This is a genomic window from Thalassotalea sp. G20_0 (assembly GCF_017744175.1).
Classification (GTDB): domain Bacteria; phylum Pseudomonadota; class Gammaproteobacteria; order Pseudomonadales; family Endozoicomonadaceae; genus Endozoicomonas.
The window spans coordinates 37,413-53,899 of sequence record NZ_JAGHQV010000011.1 but is presented as its reverse complement, the minus strand read 5'-3'; the positions used below and the strand labels follow the sequence as shown (position 1 = coordinate 53,899).

General features: G+C 50.9%; 10 protein-coding genes. 5 read left to right on the top strand and 5 right to left on the bottom strand.

Annotated features, from left to right (window positions below; all coding sequences use genetic code 11):
* The first annotated feature begins 103 nt into the window (after positions 1 to 103).
* The 5 genes from malF (at position 104) to J7438_RS08835 (ending at position 7,184) form a co-directional block, all read left to right on the top strand.
* Positions 104 to 1,636, top strand: coding sequence for a maltose ABC transporter permease MalF (gene malF / locus J7438_RS08855; RefSeq protein ID WP_209276255.1), 1,533 nt, complete (start codon positions 104 to 106; stop codon positions 1,634 to 1,636).
* 2 nt (positions 1,637 to 1,638) lie between these two features.
* Positions 1,639 to 2,529: a maltose ABC transporter permease MalG gene (gene malG, locus J7438_RS08850; RefSeq protein ID WP_209276254.1), complete on the top strand. Its 891-nt coding sequence runs from the start codon at positions 1,639 to 1,641 to the stop codon at positions 2,527 to 2,529.
* 40 nt (positions 2,530 to 2,569) lie between these two features.
* A complete protein-coding gene (locus J7438_RS08845) occupies positions 2,570 to 3,712 on the top strand; it encodes an ABC transporter ATP-binding protein (protein ID WP_209201945.1) in 1,143 nt (380 codons plus the stop codon).
* Positions 3,713 to 3,833: 121 nt separating this feature from the next.
* Positions 3,834 to 6,029 carry a 4-alpha-glucanotransferase gene (malQ, locus tag J7438_RS08840; RefSeq protein ID WP_209276253.1) on the top strand — a complete coding sequence of 732 codons (2,196 nt, stop codon included), beginning with the start codon at positions 3,834 to 3,836 and terminating at the stop codon, positions 6,027 to 6,029.
* A 90-nt stretch (positions 6,030 to 6,119) separates the two neighbouring features.
* On the top strand, positions 6,120 to 7,184 hold the full coding sequence (locus tag J7438_RS08835) for a MalM family protein (protein WP_209276252.1): 1,065 nt from the start codon (positions 6,120 to 6,122) through the stop codon (positions 7,182 to 7,184).
* A gap of 80 nt (positions 7,185 to 7,264) precedes the next feature.
* On the opposite strand, the gene J7438_RS08830 is transcribed toward J7438_RS08835, so the two are convergent.
* The 5 genes from J7438_RS08830 to J7438_RS08810 all read right to left on the bottom strand — a co-directional run bounded on the left by J7438_RS08830 (position 7,265) and on the right by J7438_RS08810 (position 16,160).
* Positions 7,265 to 9,124 carry an F-box/WD repeat-containing protein gene (locus J7438_RS08830; RefSeq protein WP_209276251.1) on the bottom strand — a complete coding sequence of 620 codons (1,860 nt, stop codon included), beginning with the start codon at positions 9,122 to 9,124 and terminating at the stop codon, positions 7,265 to 7,267.
* Between the two features lie 303 nt (positions 9,125 to 9,427).
* A complete protein-coding gene (locus J7438_RS08825) occupies positions 9,428 to 11,323 on the bottom strand; it encodes an F-box/WD repeat-containing protein (RefSeq protein WP_209276250.1) in 1,896 nt (631 codons plus the stop codon).
* Between the two features lie 474 nt (positions 11,324 to 11,797).
* On the bottom strand, positions 11,798 to 12,709 hold the full coding sequence (locus J7438_RS08820) for a phytanoyl-CoA dioxygenase family protein (RefSeq protein WP_209276249.1): 912 nt from the start codon (positions 12,707 to 12,709) through the stop codon (positions 11,798 to 11,800).
* Entirely contained in the window at positions 12,706 to 15,051 is a 2,346-nt protein-coding gene (locus J7438_RS08815) for a glycosyltransferase family protein (RefSeq protein WP_209276248.1), read from the bottom strand. The genes J7438_RS08820 and J7438_RS08815 overlap by 4 nt, the downstream gene beginning before the upstream one ends.
* Positions 15,051 to 16,160, bottom strand: a complete 1,110-nt coding sequence (locus J7438_RS08810) for a hypothetical protein (RefSeq protein ID WP_209276247.1) — start codon at positions 16,158 to 16,160, stop codon at positions 15,051 to 15,053. The genes J7438_RS08815 and J7438_RS08810 overlap by 1 nt, the downstream gene beginning before the upstream one ends.
* Between the last annotated feature and the right edge of the window lie 327 nt (positions 16,161 to 16,487).

Genomic DNA, 16,487 nt, shown 5'->3' with positions numbered 1-16,487 from the left:
TGCGCAACGGGGTGTAGCGCAGGTTTACATTGACGTGACCCGTTACATCTGCCGATCGTCGTTTTGACGATCGGCTCAAAACCCTCCCGGAGAGACAAACACCATGACCATTCCCGCCAATGTCAGATCATTGTTGTCTGGCAACGGGCCAAAGTGGGCGCTCGTTGCCCTGATTGATCTAGCCCTGCTTTATGTCATTGCCCTGCTCTATTTTCAGGGCGAAGTGCTTTTCCCATTAACCCTGCTGGTTCTGGGCAGCCTGGGCACATGGATTTTTACCAACAAGCGTGGTTACAGCTATCGCTACGTGTACCCATGTTTGCTGGGCATTATGATGTTTATCGTTTTCCCGCTGGTGTATACCTTTAGCATTTCGTTTACCAATTACGGCTCTGCCAATATTCTGAGTCTTGAGCGGGTCAAAGAGATTCACCTGAACAAGCAGGTAAAGAACGGCGAACACAGCTACACACTGGCGCTTTTTCAGCAAAACGACCAGTTTCAGCTGCAGCTGACTGATAAAAACGACAAAAATAGTATTTATACCTCCGACGCTTTCTTACTGAATGGTGACCCGGTAGAGGTTAATGCCCGCCTTGGTGCCTATGCAGAGGGTAACAAACTGTCCATGCGGGAGGTGGTTCAGCAGCGCTCGGCGCTGGGTTCAGTGGCGGTCAACCTTGCCGGTGATACTCGCCTGGTGATGTCATCCCTGCGTGAGTTTTCTGCGATGGCACCGCAGTATCGGGAAGAGAAAAACGACAACCTGGTTGAAATCAACACCGGTAAAGTCATACGCCCGGATATGACTACGGGTTTCTATGTGACCGACAGTGGTGAGCGGGTTGCCCCTGGTTTCTCTGTGTATGTGGGTGGTGAAAACTACGAACGTCTGGTCAATGATAAAGGTATTCGTGAGCCGTTTTTCAAGATTTTTGTCTGGACCATTGTCTTTTCTGCGGGCAGTGTTCTGTTCTGTCTGGTGATTGGTCTGTTGCTGGCTAACCTGATGCAGTGGGAACCACTGAAAGAGCGGGCGATTTACCGGGTGCTGCTGATCCTTCCTTATGCTGTGCCAGCGTTTATTTCCATTCTGATTTTCAAGGGCTTGTTTAACCAGAACTTCGGTGAGATCAATATGATCCTGGAAGGGTTGTTTGGCATTAGTCCTGAGTGGATGACCGACCCGACTTTTGCCAGAACCATGATTCTGATCGTCAACACCTGGCTTGGTTACCCCTATATGATGATCGTCTGTATGGGGCTGCTGAAAGCGATTCCGGACGATCTCTATGAAGCTTCTGCCATTGATGGTGCCAACCCGATTCATAACCTGCTGTACATAACACTGCCCAATATTGCCAAACCGCTGGCACCGATTCTGATTGCCAGCTTTGCCTTTAACTTCAATAACTTCGTGCTTATTGACCTGTTGACAGCGGGCGGCCCGATGATGGCCGGAACGACAACGGAAGCAGGCTTCACGGATTTGCTGGTGAACTTCACCTTCCGTACGGCATTTGTCGCGGGTCAGGACTTTGGTCTGGCGTCTGCTATTGCCACGATGATCTTCCTGATCGTCGGATTTATCTCCTGGGTTAACCTCAGGGCCACCCGCAGTTCACAGGAGTATTGAAAATGGCGATGGTACAACCACGAAACCTGCAATATCGGGTATGGGCAGCCCGGATCATCATGATTCTGCTGCTCTGTCTGGTGATGTTTCCGTTTTTGATGATTATTTCGGTGTCATTCCGGACCGGTAACTTCGCTACCGGCAGTTTGATTCCGGAAAACCCCAGCCTGGAACACTGGGCAATGGTGTTGGGTTTTGAGTACACCACCGCCGATGGCACGGTGATTAAGCCGACCTTCCCGGTACTGACCTGGCTGTGGAACTCCCTGAAAGTGAGCTTTACCACCTCGGCGCTGATCCTGATGCTGTCCACGACCGGTGCTTATGCGTTTGCCCGGCTGCGTTTCCGTTTTAAGAACCACTTGCTTACCAGCATGATGATTCTGCAGATGTTCCCGGCGGTGCTGGCCCTGGTGGCTTTCCATGCCTTCTTTAATAAGTTGGGTGGTGTGGTGCCATGGCTGGGGTTGAATACTCACAGTGCCCTGGTGATGTCCTATCTGGGCGGTATCACCATGCACATCTGGCTGATTAAAGGTTATTTCGAAAGTATTGATGTGGCCCTGGAAGAGTCGGCCTATATCGACGGTGCCACCCCCTGGCAGGCATTCAGGCATATTCTGCTGCCACTGTCTGTACCTATTCTGGCGGTTGTCTTTGTACTGTCGTTTATTGGGGTGATTGGTGAGTACCCGATTGCGTCTGTCCTGCTCCAGGGCGTTGACCAGCTGACCCTGGCCGTGGGTATGAAACAGTTCCTCTATGCCCAGAACTACCTCTGGGGTGATTTTGCCGCTGCCGCAATTTTGACCGGCATGCCCATTACTGTCGTCTTCCTGATGGCCCAGCGTTATCTGGTCAATGGTCTGACGGCTGGTGGTGTGAAAGGTTAACGGATTTACCGTTTAGAAAGGCTTAGACAAGAGAAAGACAATGGCTGAAGTAAAGCTGACCCAACTGGACAAAAGCTACGACGGTGGCAAGACATTTGTTCTGAAGAACATCAATCTGCACATTGAAGATGGTGAATTTGTCGCCTTCGTTGGCCCTTCCGGTTGCGGTAAGTCGACGTTGTTGCGGATGATCTGTGGCCTGGAAGATATTTCCGGCGGTTTGTTAGAGCTGGACGGTGAGCGATCCAACGATATGCCGCCCAACGAGCGTCGTGTTGGTATGGTGTTCCAGTCTTATGCACTCTATCCCCATATGACGGTTCGGGAAAATATGGAGTTTGGCCTGAAGCTGGCAAAAGCGGACAAGGCCGAGATCAATCGTCGTGTGGATGAAGCGGCCAGAATTTTGCAGCTGGAAAAGCTGTTGGATCGCAAGCCAAAGGCGATGTCTGGTGGTCAGCGCCAGCGGGTGGCGATTGGTCGCTCCATTGTGCAGGAACCAAGGCTGTTTCTGTTTGATGAGCCGCTGTCCAACCTGGACGTATCCCTGCGGGTACAGATGCGGCAGGAGTTGTCCCGTCTGCATAATAAACTGAAGACAACGGCCATCTATGTAACCCACGATCAGGTTGAGGCCATGACGCTGGCCGATCGTATCGTGGTGCTCAGCCCACTGGCAGAGGGTGCAGAAAGCAACCTGGAGCAGGTGGGGGCACCGCTGGAACTTTATCACAACCCGTGCAACCTGTTTGTGGCCAGTTTTATCGGCTCACCGAAGATGAACTTCTTCCGTGCCACGATAGTGGAACCCGATCAGAAAGAGACTAAAATCAAGCTGGAGTGTGGTACCGAGTTGCGTGTTTGCAACGACACCCGCAATGGGAAGCCTGGCGATAAAGTAACACTGGGTATTCGGCCACAGGACGTACTGAATCATGAAGAGGCGAATGGCGCAGAAAACTGCATCACCGGCACTATCGAAACCATTGAGCGCCTGGGTAATGAGTCATTTATCTACCTGAATCATCCGGATATTCACGAAGCGTTTATCGCCCGGGTGGAAGATTCCCTGCGTCGTCAGCCTGGTGCTGAATTCCATGTGGGTGTTCCGGCGGAAAACTGTCATCTGTTTGATGCCAATGGTGTTGCGTTTTCACGGACCAGGTCACCAGTATTTGACTGATATTGCTGACACCTGATTCCCTCCCGTGGAAGACCGTTGGAACAACCTGCATTCCATACGACAAATTTTGTGCAATCTCCGGCAACCTTCCAGGTTGCCGGCCTACCTATGAAGAAACTCAATGCTTGATCACCAATTAATCGACAGTCTGGGTGACCTGTGTGGCATGGCCAGCGGCTATAAGGACTGGGATGGTACTCCGGTAGCCATTGACACTGAGAACAAAATTCCCCTGCTGGCTGCCATGGGTTTTGACGTTAGCAGTAATGCGGCGCTGAAACAGGCGATAGCCACTGAACAGTTAAAGCTGTGGCAATCTCCTTTATCACCAGTGACGGTTGCCCATCAGGGGCAAAACTTCTCTTTCGTACTGCGCTGCCCCAAGAGTAAACGTCCATCGTCTGTTGAGGTGAGGATAACGCTGGAAAACGGTGACCAGGTTAGCCATCATGCTGATCTGACCACGGCTGTTGTGTCCAAAACCGTGAAGCTGGAGCGCAAAGAGTATATTGCCCTTGAGGTTTCAGTGCCTGAATACCTGCCACTGGGTTATCACACGATGGCGGTTCAGGGGAAAGCGTTCACGGCAGAAGCCGGATTGATTGTGGTACCAGAAGTTTGTTATGAACCGGAAGCCATGAAACAGGGCGCTAAAATCTGGGGTTCCGGTATTCAGCTGTATACCCTTCGCTCTGAACGTAACTGGGGGATGGGTGATCTCACCGACCTGGGTGCGCTGGCGGCAGGTATGGGTGAGCAAGGAGCTGATTTTGTTGGCCTGAATCCGGTGCATGCCCTGTATCCGTCCAATCCACTGCACTGCTCGCCTTACAGTCCATCGACCCGCCTGTTTGATAATGTACTGTACATTGATCCTGAACAGGTGGCGGAGTACACAGACTGTGCATCAGCCCGTGAGATTGTTGCACACCACCAGGGATTGATTGATCAATTACGCAGCACCGACCTTGTTGAATACGACAAAGTTGCACCATTTAAAATGTCGGTGTTGGAACTGTTGTTTAATGAGTTTGCCGAACAGCATCTGGGCAAGGGAACAGACCGGGATCAGGCGTTCACCGCTTTCTGTCAGTCAAGGGGCGCGCGGTTAGATCAGTTTGCCCTGTTTGAAGCACTGTATGAGCATTTCCGGAAAACCGATATTAATAGCTGGGGATGGCGCTGCTGGCCAGAGGCGTACCAGGTGCCAGACAGTAAAGAGGTCAGGGCCTTTGCCAGGATGAATCAGGCACGGATTACGTTCTTTAAATACCTCCAGTGGCAGATGGATGAACAGCTGAACGCGGCCCAGGACAAAGCCAAAGACGCTGGTATGATGGTTGGTCTCTACCGTGACCTGGCGGTGGGTGTCGACAGCAACGGTGCCGATGTCTGGGCGGATCGTAATTTATTTGTTCTCGAAGCCAGCACTGGAGCCCCGCCCGATGGTTTGGGGCCGATGGGTCAGGACTGGGGTCTGCCACCGTTCAACCCGGTGGTCTTGAAAGAGGAATGTTACCAGCCTTTCGTTGAGCTGATCCGGAACAATATGCGTAACTGCGGTGCGTTGCGTATTGATCATGCCATGGGGCTGTTCCGTCTCTGGTGGTGCCCGAACGGCAACACGGACAACAAAGGTGCCCGTTATGGCTGTTACGTCCATTATCCGCTGCAGGATTTGCTGGGTATTATCAAACTGGAAAGTCATCGCCAACAGTGTCTGGTGTTTGGTGAAGACCTGGGTGTGGTACCACAGGAAATCACTGATAGTCTACCACCGGCAAGAATGTACGGCAGTGTGATGGGGATCTTCCAGCAGAATAAGGATCGTTATACGGCACCCGACAAATACCGTGAAAAAGCCCTGGCGATGCTGGTGTGCCATGACACACCCACCATGAAAGGCTGGTGGGATGGCAAAGACATCGACCTGATGGAATCCCTGGGCTTTTTCTCCGAAGAGCGTGCCGCCGCTGACCACGATGCCCGTGAACAGACCCGCAAGGCAGTACTGAATACCCTGGCTGACCTTGGTGAATTACCAGAAGGCGTTGACCTTCAGGCAAACACGGCACCGGCATTCAGTCGTACCATCATGGAGAGATTCAGCTATTACCTGGCCTTGTCGGCTTCGCAAATAGCCGGCTTCCAGCTGGAAGATGTGATGATGATTGACTCTCCGGTGAATGTACCTGGCACCTGTAGTGAATATCCAAACTGGCGTCGTCGTCTGCCTCAGAGTATTGGTGAAATGCTGGCCAGCAAAGAGAATCAGCAGTTCTTTGCCAATCTGAGTGGCTGTCGTAAGGCAAAGTAGCCCTTAAGCTGATCGTAGCGGGATCTGTAATCGTTTACAGACTCGCTCTCTGATGAATACCGATAGAATTCAGGCAATTGATTTATCCCGTTGAGTAATACGATGAAAAAAACAGCGCTCTGCCTGGCACTTGGCCTACTGGCTGGCTGTGCAACCAATGATTCTTCGATAGCCCCGGCTGCTAAAGAGCCCGTGGCTGTTTACCACTCTTTACCGACCCTGAACTATCAACCACTGCGGATATACGACGAAGCTATTCAGCAGACCATTGGGCTGACGGAACAGTCTGCTACGCTGAAAACGACTGACAGCGATTCTGCCGTTATAGGCTGGCAGCTACCCGGGTATGGTGCCTACCGGTTCAAAATCAGCAGTCAGATAAAACGTGGGAAATTTGGCCGGGAAGCTTCGGCCTTTATGCCGGAAGTGCAACTGCTCGATAAGCATTACCAGTTGGTTAAAACCGTGCCAGTTACGGCTTTGCATTACCAGAAGCCGGGCCTGCTTGGTCAGGAGTATTTTTATCACAGCTTTGTGGTAGACAATCGTGACCCGCTGCTGACGCCAGTTGAATACATTGTCGTTTATATGAGTGATGATGGTCGCAACCATAAGCTTCAGGTTGTTGATATGGAGAAGGAGTATGCAAAGGCCCGGGGCTTTATGCCACCGGCTACCAAGGATGTGCTGGCGACGGCCAGTGATCATGGGGTTATTACTCTGGAAGCCATGTTACTGACCGAAGCGTACAGCGCCGGCTCTGCGCCAGGGCCTGCTTATACGCCGCCGGTTCCTACAGGAAGAGAGGCTGAGGCAACCGTCGGTTTTGACACTATTGCTTTAAGTAAAGAGTATCGAGAGACCGTTCTTCAGTTGCTGGGCGATGGCAAGGTTCAGGAGGCTTTGGCGCTGCGGGAGAGTGCGGGTCAGATGCATGCTGATTTGCAAGCGGCATTTTCTGCGCTTTATAAACGTGAATCCGCAGGTAATGCCATTGAAAGCACCGTTTCAGATTCGCAGGAAATCGATAAACGTTTGTCCCATGCTTATCAGCAGCAGTTAATGATGCATTTGCAACAAGGTGAAATCCGGGCTGCCCTGGGGGTGATTGATCAGTCCAGGATGTTGCTCAGTCATATAGATACGCTGTTCTGAACGTGATTCGAGTCGCCAGCTCGTTTTCTTGTTCCCACGGAGGATCCTGGGAACGAGTTCAAAACAGCTGGCCATTGTCTTCAACCCGGCTTGTCAGCATCTCTTATTTCCCAAACTTGTAGAGTGAAATTGGTCATATCGCCTTCCCCGGTACGGCTCAAGACCACCACTTCATGCTCTGACATGGGATTGAAGCATGCTTTTATGATACCGTCTTGCTCGATCTTCCCCTTGAGTGACCAGTGCTTTTGATCGTTGCGCCCCAGGATTTCTACCATGTGATTGTTGCAAGTCAGTGCATGAAGGCCTGACAGGCTAAAGTGGGTGACGTGTGGGATGTACTCCCTGGTGATGGTTTGAATTAACCATGTCCCTGCCTGGCTCTTCTCCCAGATACAAATTGTACCGGTCCCTCTATAGCTGGTGGTCAGCAAGTGACTGTCAGACGGGCTGAATAGCGCCTGATATACAGCGCCATCATGTTTGAGCCTTATTGCTGATTCAAGCCTTGACGCGGAACTCAACTCCGGCGAGAGACGCCGGTTCAGCGACCAGTCAGACCAATTTTCCGGTCTGTGCCATAGCAGCAAATCCTCGCAAGGCGTCGGACCGCCCATTTTACCAGATATAGCGAACAGGTATTTACCGGTAGAGCTGAATTGAAGCGGAAAGAATGTTGGGAAGATTACCGTCTCTTGCCATTTCCCCGATGGATCAGGGCTGTGAATTGCAACCCGTCCGGGATTGTAGGGTTTGTGTTCAATACCCACCAGAAGCTGATCTGCCACTGGGCTGAAGCAGGCATAACCCGAATCCTCTGCTATTAATATTGAATGCTGTGCTGACCAGACTCCACAATCATCCAGAGATAAAATGGTTCTTTTATCCAGCGTGCGCAGTGACAGATACCGCTCCGTTGGACTGAACTGGACTTGATCAATCAACGCTCTGGGGGAGAGGCCGGAAACCTTCATTTTCAGCCAATTTTTATTATTTTCGTCCATGCACCAGATGAGTACCTGATTGTCCTCATTACAGGTCACCATATATTTCCCGGAAGGGCTGAATTGGACCGTCTGGTTCGGCAAAGTTTCCTTGCCGACTTCCTCCCAACAGCTGTTAGCAGACCGTAAGGTATTCACATAACCCTCACTGCTGCGGGTTAACAGGCGGTTCGTGCAAGCACTGAAATTTGCCCCGGTAATCACCCGGCTGCCGTTGTTACCGGACCAATTGACGTACTCTTCTGCCCATTGCCCCCGGTCATCCCTGGCCAGAATACGGTAGTCATTCAAATGACGTCCATAAAACAACAGATGACGACTGGACTGGCTGAGGCAAAAATCAAGAATAGTTTCGGTCTGATTATATGGTTCAGTTGTATCACGCTGCGGGAGAGTGACTTTGTGTCCCGGAACCAGACGGTAAGCCGGGCATGATTCCATCCTCCTCAAGGTCTCAAGGCATAGTAGTGCGGGCATCTGCGGGAGGTTCTTTATTATCCTGTCCCTGAACGATATCCCTCTGTCGTTACGTGATGCTGGAGTGGCAAATGGATGAGAGCACCTGGATTTTTTCTGCCACGGGGCAATTTGCCGGTACTGTTCCCGGAAGCGTTGCGGAAGTCGGGCAAAATAAGACAGTTCCTGAATATAATTGTTTTCTTTCACCACTTCCCGGAATGTCAGGCAGGTTGCATTAACTTGCCGGATGTCATCGAATTCAAGATGGTCAAAAATCATGACCAAAAGTTCGTGAGGGAGTTCAGTAATACTTCTTTGCCACAACGGTTGTTGTTGCGGAAACTGTGTCTGCGGACTTGCCTCCGGGAGTGCGATAGCGCGTGGGGAGCCGGGGGGTGTCGTTTTAGCAGGCTCATTTGCAGGCCAATCCGGTGCAATCGAAGCGCCGACAACCCCTGGAAACAGAGGGTCGCTCATTGACTTACTCCATTCTTAATGAGTTATTACCGGCTAGGAGGCTGTCCGAGAACCTTCATAACCATGGATTTATGGTGATATTGGACAGACCTGAGGGCAGGAAGTTTCCGGACAGAAACAGGTTGTTCTTACGGCAGACATTAAGAAGCTGTTTTAAAAATTATTGATCGTTAACTCACAATGACAACGGAGTAAAGTCACCGGTTTTCTGACATGAATTCCTGACCGGTTGTTTGACATCCTGCAGGCTCCGGTATCTTCTTATTTCCACGCCCTGCGTGGTAATGCATACCGCATTTGCCTTCAATCCTGCGTACCAGCATCCCTTATTTCCCAGACTTGTAAACTGATATTGGTAACGTCGCCATTCTGAGTTTGGCTCAGGACCACCACCTCATGCTCTGATAGTGGATTGAAGTAGGCTTTCAGAATACGGTCTTGCTTGATAACCCCTTTGAGTGACCAGTGCTGTTGACCGCTGCGCCCGAGGATTCCTACCATTGACGAGTTCCAGGTCAGCACATGAAGGCCGGACGGGCTAAACCAGGGTATGGTGATTGGGGCGCATTCGTCGGTGATGGTTTCAATTGCCCATTGTCCAGCCTGGCTCTTCCCCCAGATGTAGACTGTACCCGACTCGCAGCTGACCACTAAGTGGTTGTCAGACGGACTGAACCGCGCCGCTTTCACCGGAAAACTGTGTCTGAGCGTTATTTCTGAATCAAGAATCGCTCTTGATACGGCATCCGGCTGCTGCAAGCGACCGTCGTCCAGCGACCCGGCAGACAAATTTTCCGGTAGGTGCCATAGCCGCACGTCATAGTCTCTGGACTTGTTTTGCAGTATATCAAGGCCCATGAGCCAGCTTTTATTGAACAGATATTGACCGTTAGAACTCAAGAAAACCGGACAATAGCATGGGAAGATCACAGTCTCTTCCCATTTCCCCGATGATTCCCGGCTGTAAATTGAGACCTGCCCGCTAATGCCATGATTTTTTTCAAAACCCACCAGTAACTGATCTGCGACCGGGCCAAATTGGGCATGAGTAACAAAATAATGTTCACATATTTTTAAGTTCTGTGATTTCCAGACTTCAGCGCTACGATCATTCAGAGATAGCATCGTTATTTCACTCACCCATGATGGTGGATGCGACCAGAGGAGTGCCAAATATCGCTCCGATGGACTGAACAGGGCGAGTTTAATCAACTCTCCGGAGAGGCCGTTAATCTTCACTTTTCGCCATTTATTATTGTTGTCCATGCGACAGACGATGAAAGGATCGTGCTTGTAGGCCGCCATATATTTCCCCGAGGGGCTGAACACGACCGCATGACCCGATAACTTTACCTTGTCGTCTTCATCCCAGCGGTTGTGGGCAGGTTGCAACATATTCGCGCGATTCTTACCGTTCCAGGTAAACAGGCGATTTTCACAAGCACTGAAATTTGCCCCGGAAACCACCCGGGAGCGGCTGTTATCGGACCAATTCAGGTGCTCTTCTGCCCATTGCCCCTGGTCATCCCTGGCCAGAACTCGGGAGTCATTCAGGCAACGGCCATAAAACAACAGATGACGACTGGACGGGCTGAAGCGAACCTCAATAGCGGCACCGGTCTGTGGCTGTGAATTCCATGCTGCACGCTGGGGGAGCGTAACTTTTAATAGCTTGACCATGCGATAAGCCGGACATGATTCCATCCTCCCCAGGGTGTCAAGGCATAATAGTGCGGACATCTGCGGGAGGTTCTTTATTATCCTGTCCCTGAACGATATCCCTCTATTGTTGCGTAATGCTGGAGTGGCAAATGGATGAAAGCACCGGGATTTTTTCTGCCCAAAGACATGTTGCTGGAACTGTTCCCGGAAGCGTTGCGGAAGTCGGGCAAAATAAGACAGTTCCTGAATGTATTTGCATTCTGTGACCACATCCCGAAATGCAAGACAGGTTGCATTGACACGTCGGATATCATCGAATTCAAGGTGGTCAAAAATCATGGCCAACAGTTCGGGAGGAAGTTCAGTAATCCTTCTTTGCCACAAAGTTTGTTTCTGCGGGGGCTGTTTCTGAGGACTTATCTCTGCAAGCGCGATAGTGGACGGGGAGTCAGAGGGTGAGGTTTTTGTCGGCAGATGTGCAGGCCAATCCGGTGCCATCGGGACACCGGCGGCACCTGAAGACAAAGGGTCACTCATTGACTTACCTCATTATTAATGAGTTATTACCGGCACTGCGAAACATGTGGCAACCATTGATTCACGGTTTTAATGGACAGGCCAAAGGTCAGGAAGTTCACGGGCAGCCTTGATTGTCCTTTGATTAATTAACTCAGATAACCCCCCGAAGCCTGCAGGATGTGGAACAGCCTGTTTCTGCCCGGAATTATAAGAGTTTAATGGGAGGCTAATTTACGGAGAGGTTCGGTATGCATTCCCACGGGGGAGAGGGTGTTGCGAAAGGACTTAAAAAGAAGGGCACCACAAAGGCACAAAGACACAAAGGTTATTCTGGGCTTGCCTGAGTTACGCTCAGCAAATCAAAAAGGCTTCCTTCGTGTCTTCGTGTCTTTGTGGTTCAAGGCTTTTATAACTTTTGCAACAAACTCGGGACCGTGGGAACAAGGTATCATCAAGCGCTTCCTTATCTGGCCAGGTAGTACTGCTCCAGCATCACCAGGGTTCGATACCATAGATTTTCCTGCCTGTTTCCGTCAGGTTTTCCCGGTTTACCCGTAATGATTGAATGTCAGAACCTGCCGTTTTCCGCAATCCTGCCTCATGATTGTATTGGCCTGTGCCGCTTTCCATGGCGTGCACCCTTTTTTCCCTTAGCGCCTCATCGGCAGAGGCGGGCAGAAAGCTGATCATCGCCAGCATACGCTCGCGCCTGTCGTCGGTGCAGTCCGGATCTGGATTAAATCGTGAGTGGGTCAGGCGAGAATCCCAAACCACCATCTCCCCTTCTTTCAATTGCACAGCCCGGAGTGCCCGCCAACGGTCTTGTACATCTTCGCCCTGATATTCAATCCAGCCCTGTTTATTATCTGACCACGATTTATATTGCCCGAAGTCATGATGGGAGCCGGGGATAATACCCAGCATGCCGGTGGTTTTATCACAATCCTTGAGCGCCAGTAAGCCTTGAACCGCACTGAAACCGGGCTGGGTATGAGGATTTTGATCCACATGAAGGGGGAGTATGCTGTTCTGGTCTGTTTCTGGCCGCATATAAATGCATCGGTCAAATACCACCCATAGTTTTTTATTATCCCAAAGGGTTTCAAACAACTTGACCATGGTTGGGTTCTGCCTCAGCTGGGCCAGGGCATCATCATGGTACAGTTCAAAAAAACCATTGATGCTGGCCGCTGGATGATGCTTGACCTGACGTTGCAGCAGGCTGACAGCCCTGTCACGATCCGCTGGAGTGGAAACATTCCCGGCAACGATGTAACCCTCCCTCTCAAAGGCTTCTTTCATGACTTTCCGGTCAGCCCACTTTCCATCGTAAACTGTATGACCGGTATAGCTGATCTCATTAAAGGTATTGTTACTGCAATTGGGGCGTGCCAGTGGGTTCATTGTTTTTCCTCCTCCTTCAGGGTGTTTTGTAGTCGCTGCAGAATCTGATCAGCAATGACTTTCCCTCCGCCATGGGAAAATCGTCTGTCAAGTTCACTCAATGATGACTCGTCGGTATGGGACAATTGCTGGTGAGCAATATCCATGAGATGGCTGAGTGTTGTGATTGCTCCGGGTTCCGTTGTTAACCTTTCTATAAGATGAGTGATGGATTCCATAACCTCTTCCTGACTTTTGAAGTAGTCAATGGGAGCGGTCCCGGGAAATATGTCATGCCAGTCAATGCTGGCATCCACCATGTGATTTTGCTTTAGCAGTGTTAACTGCTGGCCCTGGCTGTCATTGGCCGGAGGCAGCCAGATAATTTTTTTACCCAGGGCGGCCGCCTCAAATATGTTGCCAAGTCCCGGGGTCATCAGGGCCACTGTTGATTGCTGCAAAACATCCTGCACTTGATCAGGTGTCAGTGTCTGGACCTCAAACTGGTCCCCTGTGGCCTCTGCCAGGGTACGGCTGCCCAGAAACTGGAGCTGGTCGTAGTGACTGCCAAGGGTCTGGTTAATGCAATTCATGATGATTTTTGCGTAGTTCATCATGATGGAAGAAGTAACCAGGGGATTCATCAGCCCACCGGTATTGACCAGCAACAGACTGGCCGTATTGGTTTGGGTGTGCTTATCCTGAAGACGCTGCAAGCCGGACGCAATGGACGGTACGACGATGGTTTCCGGCAGTTTATTCCTGTTTTCCTGTAACCGCTCCTGCACGGTGAGAAAGTTCTGTACCAGATAGAGGTCGGCATGGGTAATGGCTGGAGACACCTCTTTCCAGTACCAGGACAGTGGATCATATACGATGACTTCAAGGCCTGCTTCTTTGGCCCACCCGGCAACCTCCAGATCACAGGCGGTTATAAACAGATCGTATTCACGCAGGTGGCGGAGGTACTTTTCTTTTCGGTCGGTGGCAGAGCCCTGTTCGGTGCAGTCAATGATTCGGTTATATGGGTACTTGGACTGAATATCGAGGGTGTGCTTTTCTCCGATATAGGCGAGGTGTCTGGCCTGTTTGCGTACGTAAGGAAATATTTCCCCGATGGCAGCAGAAGGGCCAAAACCGAAGGGTTCTGCATTAAATAGTATCTTTTTTTCTGCCCCTGAATCCGTGCTGGAAAATGTGATTTCCTGGCAGGGGGACGGCTCCTGGACAGGGCGCTGGTTTTCCTGCAGCGTTTGCTCAACGATTTGGATAACCTGGTCTTTGCCATTGCCCCGTAAAAGCACGGTGTTATCTTTGCCAATGTTGTGGGAGTAAAAAGCCAGGTTGGCAATAAACGTTTTCAGTTTTTCTGCACTCAGCTCCCCCGAGCTTATCCCAAACTGGTTGTCGCCAATCACTTTGGCATTGATCTGCTGTTCATACAGATTTTTCAGGGGTATGGCATAGACGGGCTTGTTCAGGTACATGGCTTCTGACAGCAGTGTGTGTCCTGCGGTGGAGATCACCCCGCCGCAGGCCGCGAGTAATGAAACAAATTGGGCGTCGCCATGGTGATAAAACCGACGACACCCACTATCAGCAGGAAGCGGACACCGTTTGGGTAAAAATATATGTACTGTGATGCCGTCTGGTACATTCTCCCGGACGGTCTGTAGCCATTGATCAATAGGCAGAGCGGTCCACGACTGGGCAGTAATGTACATCAGTAACGAGGCCGTTGTGCCTTGGCATTGTTCTTTGGCAGCAATGATTTCCGGACGAATCACCGGTGGCAGCAGGGTTACATTGGCAGTATCCCTGCGCTGTTGCTCTTGAACTCCAGGCTGAACGTTGAAGAAAGAGATGGCCAAACGCTTGTCGGCACGGGGAAAGAAAAGTGACAGCCGCTCCCGTTCATCCCGAAATGACGTACCCGCCAGATCAGGTGTGAATCTGCCGGTTAAAAACTTGCTTTGCTGGTCGCTGGTGATCAGCGGAGCCTGTTTGCTGTAGGCATACTGGGCGGACACCTGCTCGTAATCACTGATCACCAGATCCGGAGTACCCAGTTGTTGACTCGCTACTGCCATGGCCTGGAAGTTGATTTGGTTGAAGTTCATGCGGTTGTTTTGTGGCAGCTTACTGGTGGCCTCAAAATCCAGCCCGGTCAGACAGCCAGCAATGTAGGGATTGTTCACCTCACATACGCGAACCCCCGGATACTCCTTCTGGTGGTTGTGGAAATACTCCAGCGCCTGCCCGTAAGTGAACAGGACGATCTGATGATCTCTGTCCCTGAGGTAATTGAGGCAGGGCAACTGACGGTTCAGATGGCCGTTGCCAATGCCACAGATGCCAATCACTATCTTTTTTTTTTGTCCGTTGGCAGCACCTCCATGGACAGCGTGGGCATGATGGATTGGTAAACGTCCTGCAGTGGGCCGCTGATCTGTCGTGTCTGCCGCCCGTCCTCGCGAAGATAATCACTGAGCTTCTGCGCCAGGTAGTCTTTGACCTCGCGAGGAACGGTTCCATCAAGGACGGCATCGTGATCACCAATCAGAATATCCTCGCGCTGCTTGTCGAGGAACAGGTTAAACAGCTGATGTCTTGCACTTTCAGGGGTCAGGGTTTTTTCCATGAAATCGTCGGTTAACTTGACCAGCACAATGTCCCGTATCGGGACTTCCGATTCCGGGTCACTGTAGTAATCCGAAGGCAGCTGAAAATGGGTCCGGTCGCCAACACTGGTGAGGGACTGTTCAGATTTTCCTGCTTCAGCAACTCCGGCACTGACCACGGGCTCCCATTTGGGCATATCATGGTTACGCGCCGAAATGGTCTTGGTGCCCGCAACGGCCTTGAGTTGCCCGTCATCGGTAAACCTGACGAGGGTTTTGTCTGCCGAGATGATTTTTCGTTCTGGCAGGTTGAGATGCCGCAGGGCATGCTCCAGTACCAGTGTGGTTTTGCCAGAGCCTGAGGAACCGGCAAGCAGGTAACAGCCCGAGGCATCGCCGATACAGGCCGCATGGACCGGGAACAGTTTTCTTCGTAACCACTCAACCCGACAGGCCCCGTAAAGAAGGTGTGGCAGGGTATCCGGCATGATGTCGTTATCGGGAGCCATAACCTGAACGGCTCCTTCACGTTGCATGATGACCGGGCGGTCGTTGGTCTGGACGTGTTTCACGGTCACCAGGGGCTGGTCACCATTCCCGGGCTGTGGCTTAAATCCGGGCAGATGGGCTGACAGGTGTTGAATATCCCGCTGGGTCAGTGAAATGTCTCCGGTTGAGGTGAAATCGAAATAGTGCTGTTGTCCGATGTGACATTGAACGGAAACCTTGCCCGGTGGCGTTTTGCCAATGGCCGTATTGACAGAACCCTGGCAATGGTCAGTGTTGTGTATGGCTTCTTTCGCGACTGCTTCTGAAGAAGAGCCGGGTAAAACGGGTAGTGAGTTCATCATTTAAGGTTTTAATCATTTTTGCCTTGAGAACTCCCAAGCCAGGCAATCATGACCTGAGCAATGTGGAATTTTCATTGTGCAGGGTGACTGAAAAATCAGATCACAAATTATTAGACCGACAATGGCGACCATAAGAATTTGGTTTGATCAATGACTCTTTTTTAATACTGTGGACAGTTGTTAGTATCCCTACTGCAAAGCCTGAGTTGTCAAAGATAACCAGTAAAGATGCAGGCTTTGGGATTACCGGGTAGTAAAAGCTGTCCAGCGATTTTTAAGACCATCTAATCAAGAGAAAGTTCATTGTCTTGGATTTGTGCTCAAGTT

Excerpts from the sequence above, each read along its gene's own strand:
- malF (WP_209276255.1), top strand. The coding sequence starts at position 104 with ATGACCATTCCCGCCAATGTCAGATCATTGTTGTCTGGCAACGGGCCA.
- malG (WP_209276254.1), top strand. The coding sequence starts at position 1,639 with ATGGCGATGGTACAACCACGAAACCTGCAATATCGGGTATGGGCAGCC.
- J7438_RS08845 (WP_209201945.1), top strand. The coding sequence starts at position 2,570 with ATGGCTGAAGTAAAGCTGACCCAACTGGACAAAAGCTACGACGGTGGC.
- malQ (WP_209276253.1), top strand. The coding sequence starts at position 3,834 with ATGCTTGATCACCAATTAATCGACAGTCTGGGTGACCTGTGTGGCATG.
- J7438_RS08830 (WP_209276251.1), bottom strand. The coding sequence starts at position 9,124 with ATGAGCGACCCTCTGTTTCCAGGGGTTGTCGGCGCTTCGATTGCACCG.
- J7438_RS08825 (WP_209276250.1), bottom strand. The coding sequence starts at position 11,323 with ATGAGTGACCCTTTGTCTTCAGGTGCCGCCGGTGTCCCGATGGCACCG.
- J7438_RS08820 (WP_209276249.1), bottom strand. The coding sequence starts at position 12,709 with ATGAACCCACTGGCACGCCCCAATTGCAGTAACAATACCTTTAATGAG.
- J7438_RS08810 (WP_209276247.1), bottom strand. The coding sequence starts at position 16,160 with ATGATGAACTCACTACCCGTTTTACCCGGCTCTTCTTCAGAAGCAGTC.